The organism is Longimicrobiaceae bacterium (assembly GCA_035696245.1).
Taxonomy (GTDB): domain Bacteria; phylum Gemmatimonadota; class Gemmatimonadetes; order Longimicrobiales; family Longimicrobiaceae; genus DASRQW01.
Genome location: DASRQW010000014.1, coordinates 1 through 14,494 on the forward strand (window position 1 = coordinate 1; position 14,494 = coordinate 14,494).

Sequence of the window (14,494 nt, forward strand, 5' to 3'; positions counted from 1 at the left end):
TTTGCGGCGGGGGCGCGGCGGCACCATTTTCGCCGGGCCCGGGGGCTCCCGGGCCCGGCTTTCCTTTTTCGAGCGGCGAGGAATGCGACACATGGTGGTGGAGAGGGGCGCCCCGCGGCGCCCCGGGCGGGCGGGTTGACGCCGGTCCTGGAGCGGCCGCTGGCCGCGGTGGGGCGGAGCGTGGAGAACATGGCCCGCCACGCGGCGGGCATGGGCTCGCTCACCTGGCGCACGCTGGTTTACCTGTTCACCGGGCGCATCTCGCTGCGCGACGTGGTGAACCAGATGTACTGGATGGGCGTGCAGAGCGTGCCCATCGTCCTGGTGACGGCCACCCTCTCCGGCGTGGTGACGTCGCAGCAGGGCGGCTACCAGTTCACCGGCTCCGTCCCGCTCTACGTGCTGGGCAGCGTGGTGGCGAGCAGCGTGGTGCTGGAGCTGGGGCCCGTGCTCACGGCCGTGGTGCTCATCGGCCGGGTGGGCGCGCGCATCACGGCCGAGCTGGGCACCATGCAGGTGTCGGAGCAGATCGACGCGCTGTACTCGCTGGGGCGCGACCCGGTGCGCAGCCTGGTGGCGCCGCGCATCATAGCCGGCATCGTCATCGTGCCGCTGCTGGTGGGCATCGCGGACTGCATCGGCATCATCGCCGGCATCTTCTCGGCGCAGCTCACGGTGGGACTGGGCAAGGACGCGTTCCTGTACGGCGCCGGGCTCTTCTGGCACTCGTGGGACATGTTCTACTCCCTGGCCAAGGGCGTCTCGTTCGGCTTCGTGATCCCGCTGGTGGCCTCGCACATGGGGCTGTCCACGCGCGGCGGCGCCGAGGGCGTGGGCCGGTCGACCACGTCGGCGGTGGTGTTCATGACGCTGGCGGTGCTCTTCCTGGACGCCATGTTCCCGCCGCTCCTCCTGCAGTAGAGGCTGAAAGACGGATGGCAGAGCTGCCCGACATCGCGGTCGAGTACATCGACCTGCACAAGACCTTCGACTATCCCGTGCTGGCCGGCGTGAACCTGTCCGTGGCCCGCGGCGAGACCATCTCGGTGGTGGGCCACTCCGGCACGGGCAAGAGCGTGCTGCTGAAGACCACCATCGGCCTGATCACGCCCGACCAGGGCAACGTGCGGATCGACGGCGTGCCGGTGTTCGGGTCGTCGCGGCAGGAGCTGGCGGGCATCCGCCGCAAGGTGGGCTACGTCTTCCAGAACGCCGCGCTGTTCGACTCGATGACCGTCTACGAGAACGTGTCGCAGGGCCTGTCCGAGCGAGAGCTTCGCGAGATGGGCGAGCGGGAGGTGATGCGCAAGGTGGTGGAGGCGCTGGAGCACGTGAACATGGACCCGAACGCCGTGCTGCCCAAGCTGCCGGCGGAGCTGTCGGGCGGCATGCGCAAGCGCGTGGGCATCGCGCGGGCCATCGTGGGCGAGCCCGAGATCCTTCTGTACGACGAGCCGGTGACGGGCCTGGACCCGGTGAACGGCGCGGTGGTGCACCGGCTGATCGCCAAGCTGGCCAGCGAGCTGGGCGTGACCTCCATCATCGTCACGCACGACATCGAGGGCACGCTGCCCATCTCCGACCGGATGGCCATGCTGGACAAGGGCCGGATCCGCTTCGTGGGCACGCCCGACGAGTTCCGCGCCAGCGACGACGCCCTGGTGCGGGCCTTCCTGGAGCGCGACGTGCCGACCGAGATGGAAGTCTAGAGCTTTCCCCCATGCCCGGCGCCCGGGGCGAGTTCCCCGGGCTTCCCGACGTACCTGAACGGACCCGAGACAGCAGCGACCATGAGCTCCGCAAATCGTGAGGTACAGACCGGTCTCTTCGTCATCGGCGGCGTGATCGCCGTGGTGGTGGCGCTCTTCCTCCTCACCGACCCCGGCACCCTGCGCGGGCGCTACCACGTCAGCACGCGCGTCTCCACGGCCGGCGGCATCCGCAAGGGCGACCCGGTGCAGCTGCGGGGCGTGAACATCGGCCGCATCCGCGGCTTCACCATCAGCAACAACGGCGTGGTGGTGAAGCTGGAGCTGGAGAAGGAGTACGGCGTGCCGCGCGACTCCAAGGTCACGCTGGAATCCAGCGGCCTGCTGGGCGGCATGACGGCCAACATCCTCCCCGGCCGCTCCGCCGACTACCTGGGCGAGGGCGACTCGATCCCCAGCGTGGAGGGCGCGGCGGGCGCGGGCGGGCTGGGCGACATCGCCAGCCTGACCACCAAGGCCGACACGGTGCTGGGGCGCACCGAGGCGCTGCTGTCGCACCAGAACATCGACGCCATCAGCGGCACCGCTACGCAGCTCCAGTCGTCCGCCGTGCAGCTCCAGGCGTCGATGGTGCAGCTGCGCGGGCTGGCGACCGAGCAGCGCCGGCAGCTGGCGGACCTCACCTCGTCGCTCACGCGCTCGGCCAAGGGCATCGAGTCGGCGGCCACCCGGCCCGAGCTGGCGCGCGCCATCGCCCGCACCGACAGCATCACGCTGCGCGTGGACCGCGCCGCCACGTCGCTGGAGCAGACCACCGCCTCGCTGCGCGCGATGAGCACCTCGCTCCAGACCACCAGCACGTCGCTGAACACCGTCGTCGGCCGCATCGACCGGGGCGAGGGCACGCTGGGCAAGCTCACGCAGGACGACGCGCTCTACAACAACCTCAACGCCGCCGCCGTGAGCGCCCGCGCCCTCACCGAGGACATCCGCGCCAACCCCAAGCGCTACATCAACGTCCGCGTGTTCTAAGGATGGGAGATGCGCATCGGTTGATGTACTGCGGATGATGCGGATCGGCTCGATGTCCGCTCGGCAGATACGAACGATGGTATGACGAAGGGGCGCATTCTCGGATGAGGATGCGCCCCCTCTCGCTCCTGGCGATTAGGTTGCCTTTATCACGGGATCGTGTATCGGTCCGGTCACGTCGGAGGCCGGAGAAGCAGGGACAAACGCGTCGCCTACAGTTGATAGCCTCAACATTGTGTAGCGGTTCAGAAAATCCCGAGCTTTCGATCGAATGTGCTCGATTGGTTCGACGGTGATCTTTCCGTTCCGAACGCGTTGTAGCTTTTCCCACAAATCTACAATCGCGAGGTCTTCGATGACATCCTCCAGCGCGGCGTCAAAGCTTTGAGCGCGCATTCCCGTGCTAACCAGAACACCCGTTTCCGCAGTAACCCGGAGGAACGCAAGGGCGCGGAGGCCTCCGGCGGAGTCCTCGGCAACGATGCACGTTGGCATCGGGTCCATTCCAGGAGAAGTTCTTGATAGCTCTGATAAACGCCCTCGAATCGCGCGGCTGAGGTGCAATGGCAGGGCGTTTGGAGTAGAAGAAAGGCTAACAAGATCGAGTGGCGAAACGTCTCCAGGGTTTATCGTACCTGCCCTCTCACCCTCCGCTACAAGTTTGGAACTAAACCAGGCGTGAATGCACCAACTCAGAATATCAAGGCCATTGGAGATCGTATTGAGGTAATTAGCGTTTATACGAAGGAGGGGGAAGTCGAACCTATCACAGAGGCGATCCTTGATTTCATCACGCCGCCGCTGCTTGGGCGCCCGATGGGAGTTTCCATCGTACTCCACTCCAAATATAGCGGCTGGTGGTCTGCGTCTGCTATGGTAAAGTCGACATGCGCCTGCAGACAGAATTTGAAATCCTGCGGAGATATGCCGCTGCCCTCGATTGGTAGGATCTCCGCTAAACGCATTTTACAAATACTTGAGCGTTCCATTCCTTTAACACGGCCTTCATGCGAAGACTGGTTGCTGCTTCATATTCGTCAAGAAGGCGTTTGAGCATACGCATCTCCGCGGTACTTGAAGTAATGGCTCGAAATGCGTCGACCTATTTTGACATCTCACGGCCTTGACTCGCCTTCTACCGAACCCAGTTCAACTCCGGCTCCGCGGCGATCTCACCGATCTCGGATGCGTGGCGGTAGAAGGTGCGGAGGCCTTCGATCATCGGAGGGTCCAGCTCGTAGGTGAGGTCGCGCCAGTAGGCGTCGAGGAAGCCCTCCTCGATGCCGAAATGCGCGGAGTAGCGGCGGGCGAGCTCGATGCGGTTCGCGTAGCCGTACGCGCGCGACTCCAGCAGCGTGGCGTGCAGGGCGCGGAGCGCGTCGTCCGTGCCGCCGGAGGCCTGCCAGACCGCGAACGCGAACGGCAGCCCCGTCTCGTCCCACCACTCCTGGCCGAGATCGAATCGGAACGCCTGCTGGGGATAGAGGTTCGGCCGCAGCGCCACGTCGCCGATGAAGAGCGCCGCGTTCGCCCCCGCCGCGAACGGATCTGCCTTGGCCTGGTCGAACCACACGAAGCGTGGCTGCACGCCCCAGCGGATGCGCAGCAGGATCTTGAGCAGCACCACCGAGGTGGCGGACGAGGTGGGCATCGCCACCGTGCAGCCGTCCAGCTCGCGCGGGTCGCGCCCGCCCAGGAAGAGGATGCTGCGCACCGGCCCCCGCGACCCGATCACCAGGTCCGGGAGGATGCGGTAGCGGTCAGCATTGCGCGCGTATTCGATGCTGGACGAGGGCGAGACGTCGATCTCCCCGCGCTCCAGCAGCCCGTTCAGGTACGACGGGACGCCCTCCACCATCCGCGGCGCCGGCACCGCACCATCGACCAGGCCCGCGTGGACTGGAAAGCAGTTGCTGTACGTGATGTGCCCCAGCGTGAGTCCCACCGTCCCATCCGCCATCTACCGCTCCAGTCCGTTCGTCTTCCGTTCCTCCGTGCTCCGCCTCTCCTGCGGATGCCGGCTGCCGATCCGCGTCTCCGGAAGCGTCTCCATCGACGCCCGGCCGCGAAGGCGGGGAGAATGGGCCGGGCGGTTCCTCCTTGTCAACCACGTGCGGGCCCGGTAACGTGCGTTCCCGGCCGGTGCTTCCGCCGCACCGCACGTCCCGTCCGGCCTCACGTGCCTTCCCACCCGCCCGAGGCTCGCCCATGAACGACGACGCACCCCCGCCGTCCGGTCTCCCCACGCAGGCCTCGGCCGAGGGGCCGGACCGCGGCGACGACGCGGCCTGGCGCGGCATCGAGGCCGACCCGCGCTTCCGCGAGCTGGTGGCGGCCAAGCGGCGCTTCATCGTTCCCGCCACGCTGTTCTTCATCGCCTACTACTTCGCGCTGCCGATCCTGGTCGGCTACGCGCCGGGGCTGATGGAGCGCCGCGTGTTCGGCGACGTCAACGTGGCGTACCTGTTCGCGCTCTCGCAGTTCGTGATGGCGTGGGTGCTCATGGCGATGTACGTGCGCCGCGCCCGCGGCTTCGACGCCATGGCCGCCGACCTGGCCGCCCGGGTCCGCGGAGGCCACGCATGAGCACCGCGCTGATGATGTTCCTGGGCTTCATCGCCCTCACGCTGGGCATCACGTACTGGGCCTCGCGCCGCACGCAGACCACGGCGGACTTCTACAGCGCCGGGCGCTCCATCACCGGCTTCCAGAACGGCTGGGCCGTGGCGGGCGACTACATGAGCGCCGCGTCGTTCCTCGGCATCGCCGGGCTGATCGCCTTCTACGGCTACGACGGCTTCATGTACTCCGTCGGCTGGCTCGTCGCGTATCTTACCGTGCTCCTGCTCGTCGCCGAGCCGCTGCGCAACACCGGTAAGTTCACGATGGCGGACGTGCTCGCGTTCCGCCTGCGCAGCCCGGCCGTGCGCACGCTGGCCGCCGTCTCCACCCTGACGGTGAGCCTCGTCTACATGATCGCGCAGATGGTGGGCGCCGGCTCGCTGGTGAGCCTGCTCATCCCCTCCATCAGCTTCAACGTGGCCATCGTCATGGTGGGCGTGCTGATGCTGGTGTACGTGATCTTCGGGGGGATGCTGGCGACCACGTGGGTGCAGATCGTGAAGGCCGTGCTGCTGATGGCAGGCACCATCCTGCTCTCCATCCTGGTGATGGCGCGCTTCGGCTTCTCGTTCACCGAGTTCTTCCACGCGGTCGCCGGCGTCACGGGCAAGTTCTGCGAGGTGGGCACGCTCAAGGACGGCGCCTGCCCCAACGGTGCCGCACCCATCGTGCGCGACTACACGCAGCCGGGGCTGTACTACCACGGAAAGTGGGGCCCGCTCTCGCTCATCTCGCTGGGCGTCGCGCTCATCTTCGGCACGGCGGGGCTGCCGCACATCCTGGTGCGCTTCTACACGGTGCCGTCGGCCAAGGCGGCGCGCACGTCGGTGGTGTGGGCCATGATCCTCATCGGCTCGTTCTACATCATGACCACGTTCCTGGGCTTCGGCGCGGCCACGCTGGTGGGCAAGGCCAACATCGGGGTGATGAAGGCCGGCGTGCTGGTGCCCAACCAGAACCTCGCCGCGCCCCTGCTGGCGGAGAAGATCGGCGGCGAGGTGTTCCTGTCGTTCATCGCGGCCATCGCGTTCGCCACCATCCTGGCCGTGGTCGCGGGCCTCACCATCGCCTCGTCGTCGGCCTTCGCGCACGACATCTGGTTCAGCGTGGTCAAGCGCGGCGAGAAGCACGACGAGCGCGAGCAGGTGCTGGTGGCGCGCGTGGCGGCCGTGGTGATCGGCATCCTCAGCATCGTCCTGGCGATCGCGCTCAAGTCGCTCAACGTGGCGTTCCTCGTCGGCCTCGCCTTCGCCATCGCGGCGAGCGCGAACGTGCCTGCGATCCTGCTCACGCTCTACTGGCGGCGCTTCAACACCACCGGCATGGTGGCAGGGATGCTCGTCGGCCTCGTCGCTTCCGTCGTGCTCATCCTCCTCAGCCCTGCGGTGATGGGCATCGACCCGGCAGGCGCCGCCGCGCGCCACCTGATCCAGGCGCAGCCCGTCTTCCCGCTCGACAACCCGGCGGTCGTCTCCGTGCCGCTCGGCTTCCTGGCCGCGATCCTCGGCTCGCTAATGACCCGCGACCCCGCCGCCGAAGCCGCCTACGACGAGCTCAACGTCCGCGCCAACACCGGCCTCGGCGCGGCCTAGCACGGAGCGCGCAAGGCCTATCCGCATGTAGGGGTGCGAATTATTGCATCCGGAATCTCACCCACGGGGTGCAGATCGGACATCGGCGGGGATGACTACGGGGCTCCGTCGACCGCATCTACGGTGAAGAACGAAGAGGCGCAGCCCGTCATCTCCCGACGGGCCGCGCCTCTTCTGTTGTCCGTCGATGCGGATGATGCCGATCGATCGGGACTACGGTCGCATCTCCGCGTGCGCCGGCTTGCCCGCACGGCCGGTGCGATCCACGCCGTAGACGATCACCTCGTCCGGCACGGCGCCTTCCCGAGAAGGCAGCGGATGCTCCGTCGCCCAGCCGGGCACGATCTCCGTCACCCACGCAGCTCCATACCGCGCCCGGATCGTCCACAGCGCCGCCGGGCGCTTCCGCGGGAACTGCACGCCGACGCGGATCACGTTCGGCACCGAGTCGTGCCACAGGCGAGCGACAGGGGTTCCCGGCGCCCGGCCGCGCAGCCACGGCGTCTCCGGCACCAGCGCGGGCTCCGCGTACGCATCGCTGCTCAGCCGCTCCACCAGGCTGTCGCGCGGCTGGAGGAACGCCTTCATGCTGAAGTGCACGTGCCCCGTCGCGCCCGCCTGCCCGCGCGTCACGAAGACTTGCGCCGCGATCTCCGACGCAGGCCAGAGCGTCTGCGTCGTATCGATGGTGCGGCTGGTGAAGAGCCCCGGCCACAGGTGCCGGCGCTTCACGTTCTGCTCGCTCCACCACCGCAGCAGCACGGGATAGCTGAGGTCGCCGCGCGAGATCTGCCAGTAGAGCTGCGGCGTCCAGTAGTCCACCCACCCCTCGCGCAGCCACTTCCGCGAGTCGGCGTAGATGCGGTCGTACGCGTCGAACCCGGCGATCTGCGGCGGGCTTCCCGGCCGCCACACGCCGAACGGGCTCACACCGAACTTCACCCACGGCTTCACGCCGTGGATGCCGCGATTCAGCCGCTCCACGAACACGTCCACGTTGTGCCGCCGCCAGTCGCCGCGACTGAGCGTACCACCGCCCGCCACGTACTTCGACCAGCTCTGCTCGTCCGGAAAGTCGATGCGGTTCCCGGCGGAATCCGTCTCCGGGTACGGGTAGAAGTAGTCGTCGATGTGCACCCCGTCGATGTCGTACCGCCGCACCACGTCCAGGATCACGCGGACCGACAGGTCCTGCACGTCCTTCTCGCCCGGGTCCAGCCACAGCGCCTTCCCGTACGCCCGCACCAGGTCCGGCCGCGTCCGGCTAACGTGCGTCGCCGCGATCGGCCCCGTCGCGGACGGATGGTGCGCGCGGTACGGGTTGAACCACGCGTGCAGCTCCAGCCCGCGCCGGTGCGCCTCCTGGACGGCGAATGCAAGCGGATCGTAGAACGGTTCCGGCGCCTTGCCCATCTGCCCCGTCAGGTAATCCGACCACGGCTCGTACGGCGATGCATACAGCGCATCCGCCGCCGGCCGCACCTGCAGGATGATGGCGTTCAGCCGCATCTCCGCCGCCCGGTCCATCAGCCGCACCAGCTCGTCCTGCTGCTCCGCCGTGCTCAGCCCCGGCCGCGAAGGCCAGTCGATGTTCGCCACGCTCGCCACCCACACCCCGCGAAACTCCCGCTGCACCGGCGGCGGGGATGCGGGCGTCGCCGCGCCGAACGATGCGGATCGGCTAGCGGAGGCGCAGGCGGAGACGGACAGCGCGGCGGCAAAGGACAGGGTCTGAAGTAGCTTTGGCACGTGCTCGTCCAGAAGGTTAGGTCCGCGGTAAACGCTGTATTGACGTGGGGCGGGATCATACGTCTCGCACGGACAGGAATCCAGTCTAATAGGTTACGCGCGCCCACATATAGCCCGTGGGGACGTCGGTGTCGACCCATTCGCGGACTTCCTCGACGCGAACGCGGTGATTCGGCTCGATGGAGTCGATCGCTGGCGGGAGGACGTTCGGAATGCTCAACATCTCCTTCCGCACGTTCAACGCACCATTCGCTTCCGTAACTTTAAACGACTCGTGAGCCAATAAGTCTGGTGGCGTCCGGAGCGGGAAAGCCAAGTAACGCGTCTGCCACTGTTTGGATTTGGCATCGAAGGTTCCGAGGTATATCCACCCGGAGTGCACGGTGTTCGCCTCCGGCAAAGAGGATGGCGAACCGTGAGTAAGGGCGCTGGTGAACTGCTGCTCGAGTGCTTGCCCGAAAGGGGTTCCCGATGGGCTGCTAACGCCCGTTCTAGCGGCCAATGCCAAGTCATGGGGCGAAAGCCTCTGCAGAAGCCTGCTCTGCATCTCGGGCGGGAGATGGTCCGCGACCTTGTAGGCAAGATGCAGGGCCGAGTCTGAGCGCATGACATAAAAGGCGGCCGCTGCCTGCACAGTATCCTGGGAAAATACGTAAGGCAAAAGGGTATTGACCGTTGCCACCTCTTGCAGGCGACGCTGGTATTCTTGGATTTGCGTTTGCTGGCGATTGTAGGTGTAGGTGAACCACAGCGTCGCGATTGCGAGCCCGATCTTGGCAAGGATGTCCACCATGTTCCATACATCCGTTGCCTTACCTGCCCGTGTCTCGGCCGATGGATCCATATGTAGCTCCGATGGAAGGGGATGGAGGTGGTGGGCGAACCGGGAAACCTACCGACGGCGTTGCTGCTCCCTTAGAGGGACCGGCGGTCCGAACTTCTGGCTACTTCGGGAGCAGCTTGCCGGGGTGAGAGGTTCTGCGGCGACAGGAGCGTTGAGATGCTCACGCGCCGCACCTCATTGAGTCCTTCCGTCCTTCCGTAGCCTCCACTATGAATCGCCCATAGCGCGAACGCTACAATAAACGGAAGAAATAAGAGCTAAGGGCGCCTCGCGGATCCGAGAGGCGCCCCTTGCTGGGAAAGCTTGGTGTGCTGCCGCGCCCCAGTTACCCCTCCCGCGCCTCGTAGTCCGTCTTGAGGCTGGCGACGACGTTGGGGTCGGCGAGGGTGGTGGTGTCGCCCAGGGCGCGGCCTTCGGCGATGTCCTTGAGGAGGCGGCGCATGATCTTGCCGGATCGTGTCTTGGGCAGGTCGCCGGCGAACAGGATGTCGTCGGGACGCGCGATTGCGCCGATCTTCCGCACCACGTGGTCCGAGATCTCCTTCTTCAGCTCCGGCGTGGGCTCGCGGCCCTCCTTGAGCGTCACGAAGGCGGCGATGCCCTGGCCCTTCAGCTCGTGCGCCTTGCCCACCACCGCCGCCTCCGCGACGGCGGGGTGGTCGACGAGGGCAGATTCCACCTCCATCGTCCCGATGCGGTGGCCGGCCACGTTCAGCACGTCGTCGATGCGCCCGATCACCCAGAAGTAGCCGCGCTCGTCGCGCTTGGCGCCGTCGCCGGGGAAGTAGACGCTCTCCCCCGGCTGCGCATCGTCGCCCTCGCCCACGGTCATCCCCTGCCACTTGGACCAGTAGGTGTCGCGGAAGCGCTCCGGGTCGCCCCAGATGCCGCGCAGCATGGACGGCCACGGGCGCCGGATGGCCAGGAAGCCGCCGCCCACCGGCACGGAGCGCCCGTCCAGCGTGAGGATGTCGGCGCTGATGCCGGGGAAGGGCGTGGTCGCGGACCCCGGAACCGTCTCGGTCACGCCGGGGAGCGGCGTCATCATGATCGCACCCGTCTCCGTCTGCCACCACGTGTCCACGATGGGGCAGCGCCCGCCGCCGATCTGCTCGTGGTACCAGATCCACGCCTCGGGGTTGATGGGCTCGCCCACCGTGCCCAGCAGCCGCAGCGACGACAGGTCGTGCTTCGCCGGCCAGTCGGTGCCCCACTTCATGAAGGCGCGGATGGCCGTGGGCGCCGTGTAGAAGATGGTGACCTTGTGGTCCTCGATGATCTTCCACATGCGGCCGCGGTCCGGCGCGTCGGGGGCGCCCTCGTACATGACCGCGGTGGCGCCGTTCGCGAGCGGGCCGTAGACCAGGTACGAGTGGCCGGTGACCCAGCCCACGTCGGCCGTGCACCAGTACACGTCGTCGTCCTTGAGGTCGAACACCCACTTGGTCGTCGCGTACACCTGCGTCATGTAGCCGCCGGTGGTGTGCATGATGCCCTTGGGCTTGCCCGTGGTGCCGGAGGTGTAGAGGATGTACAGCAGGTCCTCCGCGTCCATCTCCTCCGCGGGGCAGTGCTCGCCCTCGCCGTCCACCGCGTCGTGCCACCAGACGTCGCGGCCCTCGGCCATCTTCGCGTCGCCCAGCGTCTCGCCGTCCGCGCCGTGGCGGCGGACCACCAGCACGTGCTCGATGGTGGGGCAGCCGCCCTCCTTCTCCACCGCCTCGTCGGCACCGCGCTTCAGGGCCACCACGCCGCCGCGGCGGTATCCCCCGTCGGCCGTGATGAGCACCTTCGCCTCGGCGTCGCGGATGCGGTCGCGCAGCGACTCGGCCGAGAAGCCGCCGAAGACCACCGAGTGCGCCGCCCCGATGCGGGCGCAGGCCAGCATGGCGATGGCCGCCTCGGGGATCATGGGCAGGTAGATGGCCACGCGGTCGCCACGCTTCACCCCCAGCTTCTTCAGCGCGTTCGCCGCGCGCGAGACCTCGGCGTGCAGCTCCTCGTACGTGAAGGTGCGCAGGTCGCCCGGCTCGCCCTCCCAGATCAGCGCCGTCTTGGTGCGGCGGGGGCCGTCCAGGTGCCGGTCCAGGCAGTTGTACGAGGCGTTCAGGGTGCCGCCGCCGAACCACCGCGCGCAGGGTGGATCCCACTCCAGCACGCGGTCCCAGCGGCGGAACCAGTGCAGTTCCTCGGCCCACTGCGCCCAGTACGCCTCGGGGTCGGCCTCGGCGCGCTCGTACGGCTCGCGGTCGTGCACGTGCGCGGCGCGGGCGAACGCGGGCGGCGGGGGAAAGCTCCGGTCTTCCTGAAGCAGGGTGTCCAGAGCGATTTCGGGCGTGGGCATGGGGGGCTTCTCCGGGAGCTCGCGTGCACCGGCGCGGCGCCGGGCGGGTTTGGTGAGCGGGGATGATGCGAACGCCGCCGCGCGCGCCGCAAGAGTGCGGCCATCCACGGCCCTCGGATCGCGTTGACGCGCGGCCCTGTTCGCGGCCGCAAACAGCGGGTTGTTCGGTAGATGCGACCCTGCCGCCGCCGCCGTCTCGCATCCGCCGGCCAGCCGCTCCACACGACCGGCCGGGTCGTCGGATGGGCATCGATCGTTCTACATCTCCGATCTCGACCGATCCACATCTCCCGCACGCGCTCGCTCGATCGGCAGCGCCCCAGTGACCGGTTGATGCGCATCTTCTGAAACGCGGGAGATGCGGGGCGGCTTCGGCTGTCGGTCGACGGGAATGCGTATCTCCCTCATCGGATGGATGCGTGTCCCCGGCTCCTCGGCTGATGTGATGCGGATGTGAGAAAAGCGCCCTCGACGGCCGACTACACCGAGGCGAGTTGACCGCGCATCGTCCGTATCGCATTCTAAGCCGTCCGTCCGTTTCCCGTCCCGAGCCGGAGACCGTGCAGATGCCCGATGCCCAGGGGAATCCCCACACCGCGGCCTTCCGCGACCTGTGCGAGCGAGCCGTGAGCCTGCTGGAGGCGCTGAAAGCCGCTCCCGCCATGGAGCGCACGCCCATCCTTCGCGACGCGCAGCAGGCCATGCGCGACATCGACGCGCAGGTGAAGGCGCTGGACCTGGGCGGCCCCAGCTTCAGCGACGAGCAGGGCGACCTGATCGCCGCGTCGTCGGCGCTCCAGGCTATCGAGCTGGATCGCGGCGGCCCCCGCGTAGCCACCTTCGTGGACCGTGCCATCGCCGCGATCCGCCACGTAGAGAGCCTGTAGCTAGCGGTAGGACGTAAGCCTCGGCAGAGCCGGTAGGGCCGATGGCAGGTGGAGGATCGGGCGTGGACAAGGCGAAATGGAGCGAGAGATCGAACGCTCGTTCGCGCCGTGTTCCCGTTGCGGAAGCAGGCGTTCCCGGACGGGAACGCAGTGGCTGCTCGCGGGCGGGTGGAAAGCACGCGAGCACCTTTCGGGGCACCGCAGGACGAGAAGAATCGCTCATACATCTCCCGACAGAATCCGTTTGCGGAGGGTGCGGAGTGACCTTCGGTGTCGCCCCCAGGCTGATCGGAGCGGACCGGCTCACCGCCTGTCCTACGGTACGGCGTGCGGTCCGTTTGGACGCATGGGCGAGATGGTGTAGGGAATTATGGCCCGATGAATGCGATGGGGCGGGTGGATGGGGGTGCGATCCTTTCGGGCGCTTAGCAGGTTGCGAACGGATGCGTTGCGACCGCCGCGGCCCGCACAGGAACACGCAAGACTATGGCGTTCCACGGTGATACCGTTTATAGTAGCATCCAGTTCACGCCCCGTTCGCGGGGTCCCGCAGTCGTTCTCCGGGAGTCTCCCACATGCGACCCAAGCGTATGACCCCGCCCGTCCGCCGCACCACGCGGCGCTGGCGGACACCCCCCGCGATCACCCACGGCACCGAAGCCTTCGAGGGCTCGGGCATCCTCGACGAGATCCGCGGGCCGCTGGGCCTGCTGCTCTGGCAGACCCTGCGCGACGTGACTCTCTGGGCCTCTTTCGAGCCCGAGGAGCGTGAAGGCATCTTCGTGGCCGGCGCCGACGAGGCCCGCATGGCAGCGGTGCGCGGCGGCGAGGTGGACGTGCAGATCGAGCCCCCGCTGATGACCGTGGTGCGCATGGTGGGCAACCCGCACGGCGCGCGGCCCGAGACGGTGTCCATGGCCTGCCAGCACATCGCCCACTGGGCCGACGGGCAGGGGCTGACGGCCACCGCCATCGCGTTCGCGCAGGCGGCGGCGCTCTCCATCCCGTTCGACGCGGGCGCGGCCTACGCGGTCGGCCGCCTGGCTCGCCGCCGCGCCGAGTACGCGCGCGCCGAGACGTGGTTCCGGCGCTCCATCGCGCTGGCCCGGCAGAGCGGCGACTGGACGTCGTACGCGCTGGCCTTCTCGGGGCTGGGCAACCTGTACGCGCAGCGCGGCAACTACCCGGCGGCGCGGCGCTTCCACGTGCGGACGCTGCGGGCGGCGCGGCGCCACAGCCTGCGCCAGATCCAGGGCGCGGCGCTGCACGACCTGTTCGTGATCGCCAGCAACACGGGCCAGGAAGACGCGGAGCGCTACGCCCGCGGCGCCTACGACGCCTACGGCCACGAGCACGCCCGCCTGCCCGCGCTGGCGCAGGACATCGCCTGGTTCTGGATGGAGCGCGGCCACTTCGAGCCCGCGCTCACCGTGTTCCAGGCGCTGCTGCCGCACATGCACCGCTTCGACGAGCGCCTGGTGGTGCTCTCAAACGTGGTGCGCGCGGCGGCCGGCGCCGGCGAGCGCCGCCTGTTCGAGGAGACGTGGGACGAGGTGTGGGACGGGCTCTCGCGCAGCGACACGCAGGAGAACGCAGCGCAGGTGCTGGTGGAGATGGCCCACGGCGCGTCGATGATGGGCGAGCCGGAACGCGCCGAGCGCGCGGCCGAGCGTGCCCTGGCCGTGGCCACCCAGCGCGGCGAGAGCAAGATCCGC

General features: G+C 68.0%; 11 protein-coding genes. 7 read left to right on the top strand and 4 right to left on the bottom strand.

All coding sequences use genetic code 11. From position 1 onward, the window contains the following. Positions 1-135 precede the first annotated feature (135 nt). From VFE05_00495 to VFE05_00505, 3 genes are all read left to right on the top strand, one after another. Complete coding sequence (locus VFE05_00495; protein ID HET6228520.1) at positions 136-921, top strand: ABC transporter permease; 786 nt, start codon at positions 136-138, stop codon at positions 919-921. 14 nt (positions 922-935) lie between these two features. Then, positions 936-1,709 (top strand): ATP-binding cassette domain-containing protein, encoded by a 774-nt coding sequence (locus tag VFE05_00500; GenBank protein HET6228521.1) that lies wholly within the window; start codon positions 936-938, stop codon positions 1,707-1,709. A gap of 81 nt (positions 1,710-1,790) precedes the next feature. Further along, positions 1,791-2,741 (top strand): MlaD family protein, encoded by a 951-nt coding sequence (locus VFE05_00505; GenBank protein ID HET6228522.1) that lies wholly within the window; start codon positions 1,791-1,793, stop codon positions 2,739-2,741. Between the two features lie 1,135 nt (positions 2,742-3,876). On the opposite strand, the gene VFE05_00510 is transcribed toward VFE05_00505, so the two are convergent. Then, entirely contained in the window at positions 3,877-4,701 is an 825-nt protein-coding gene (locus VFE05_00510; protein ID HET6228523.1) for a menaquinone biosynthesis protein, read from the bottom strand. Between the two features lie 248 nt (positions 4,702-4,949). Here VFE05_00510 and VFE05_00515 point away from each other — a divergent pair, with 248 nt between their 5' ends. Together VFE05_00515 and VFE05_00520 are read left to right on the top strand one after the other, a co-directional pair. Further along, on the top strand, positions 4,950-5,327 hold the full coding sequence (locus VFE05_00515) for a DUF485 domain-containing protein (GenBank protein ID HET6228524.1): 378 nt from the start codon (positions 4,950-4,952) through the stop codon (positions 5,325-5,327). Further along, complete coding sequence (locus tag VFE05_00520; protein HET6228525.1) at positions 5,324-6,955, top strand: cation acetate symporter; 1,632 nt, start codon at positions 5,324-5,326, stop codon at positions 6,953-6,955. The genes VFE05_00515 and VFE05_00520 overlap by 4 nt, the downstream gene beginning before the upstream one ends. 213 nt (positions 6,956-7,168) lie before the next feature. Here the strand turns inward: VFE05_00520 and VFE05_00525 are convergent, their stop codons facing one another. The 3 genes from VFE05_00525 to acs all read right to left on the bottom strand — a co-directional run bounded on the left by VFE05_00525 (position 7,169) and on the right by acs (position 11,892). After that, positions 7,169-8,704, bottom strand: a complete 1,536-nt coding sequence (locus tag VFE05_00525) for a family 10 glycosylhydrolase (protein ID HET6228526.1) — start codon at positions 8,702-8,704, stop codon at positions 7,169-7,171. Between the two features lie 85 nt (positions 8,705-8,789). Continuing rightward, a complete protein-coding gene (locus tag VFE05_00530) occupies positions 8,790-9,497 on the bottom strand; it encodes a hypothetical protein (GenBank protein HET6228527.1) in 708 nt (235 codons plus the stop codon). A gap of 376 nt (positions 9,498-9,873) precedes the next feature. Next, a complete protein-coding gene (gene acs / locus VFE05_00535; GenBank protein HET6228528.1) occupies positions 9,874-11,892 on the bottom strand; it encodes an acetate--CoA ligase in 2,019 nt (672 codons plus the stop codon). Positions 11,893-12,458: 566 nt separating this feature from the next. Here acs and VFE05_00540 point away from each other — a divergent pair. Further along, positions 12,459-12,779 carry a hypothetical protein gene (locus tag VFE05_00540; GenBank protein ID HET6228529.1) on the top strand — a complete coding sequence of 107 codons (321 nt, stop codon included), beginning with the start codon at positions 12,459-12,461 and terminating at the stop codon, positions 12,777-12,779. Between the two features lie 575 nt (positions 12,780-13,354). Further along, on the top strand, positions 13,355-14,494 hold a 1,140-nt coding region (locus VFE05_00545), incomplete at its 3' end, for a tetratricopeptide repeat protein (protein ID HET6228530.1).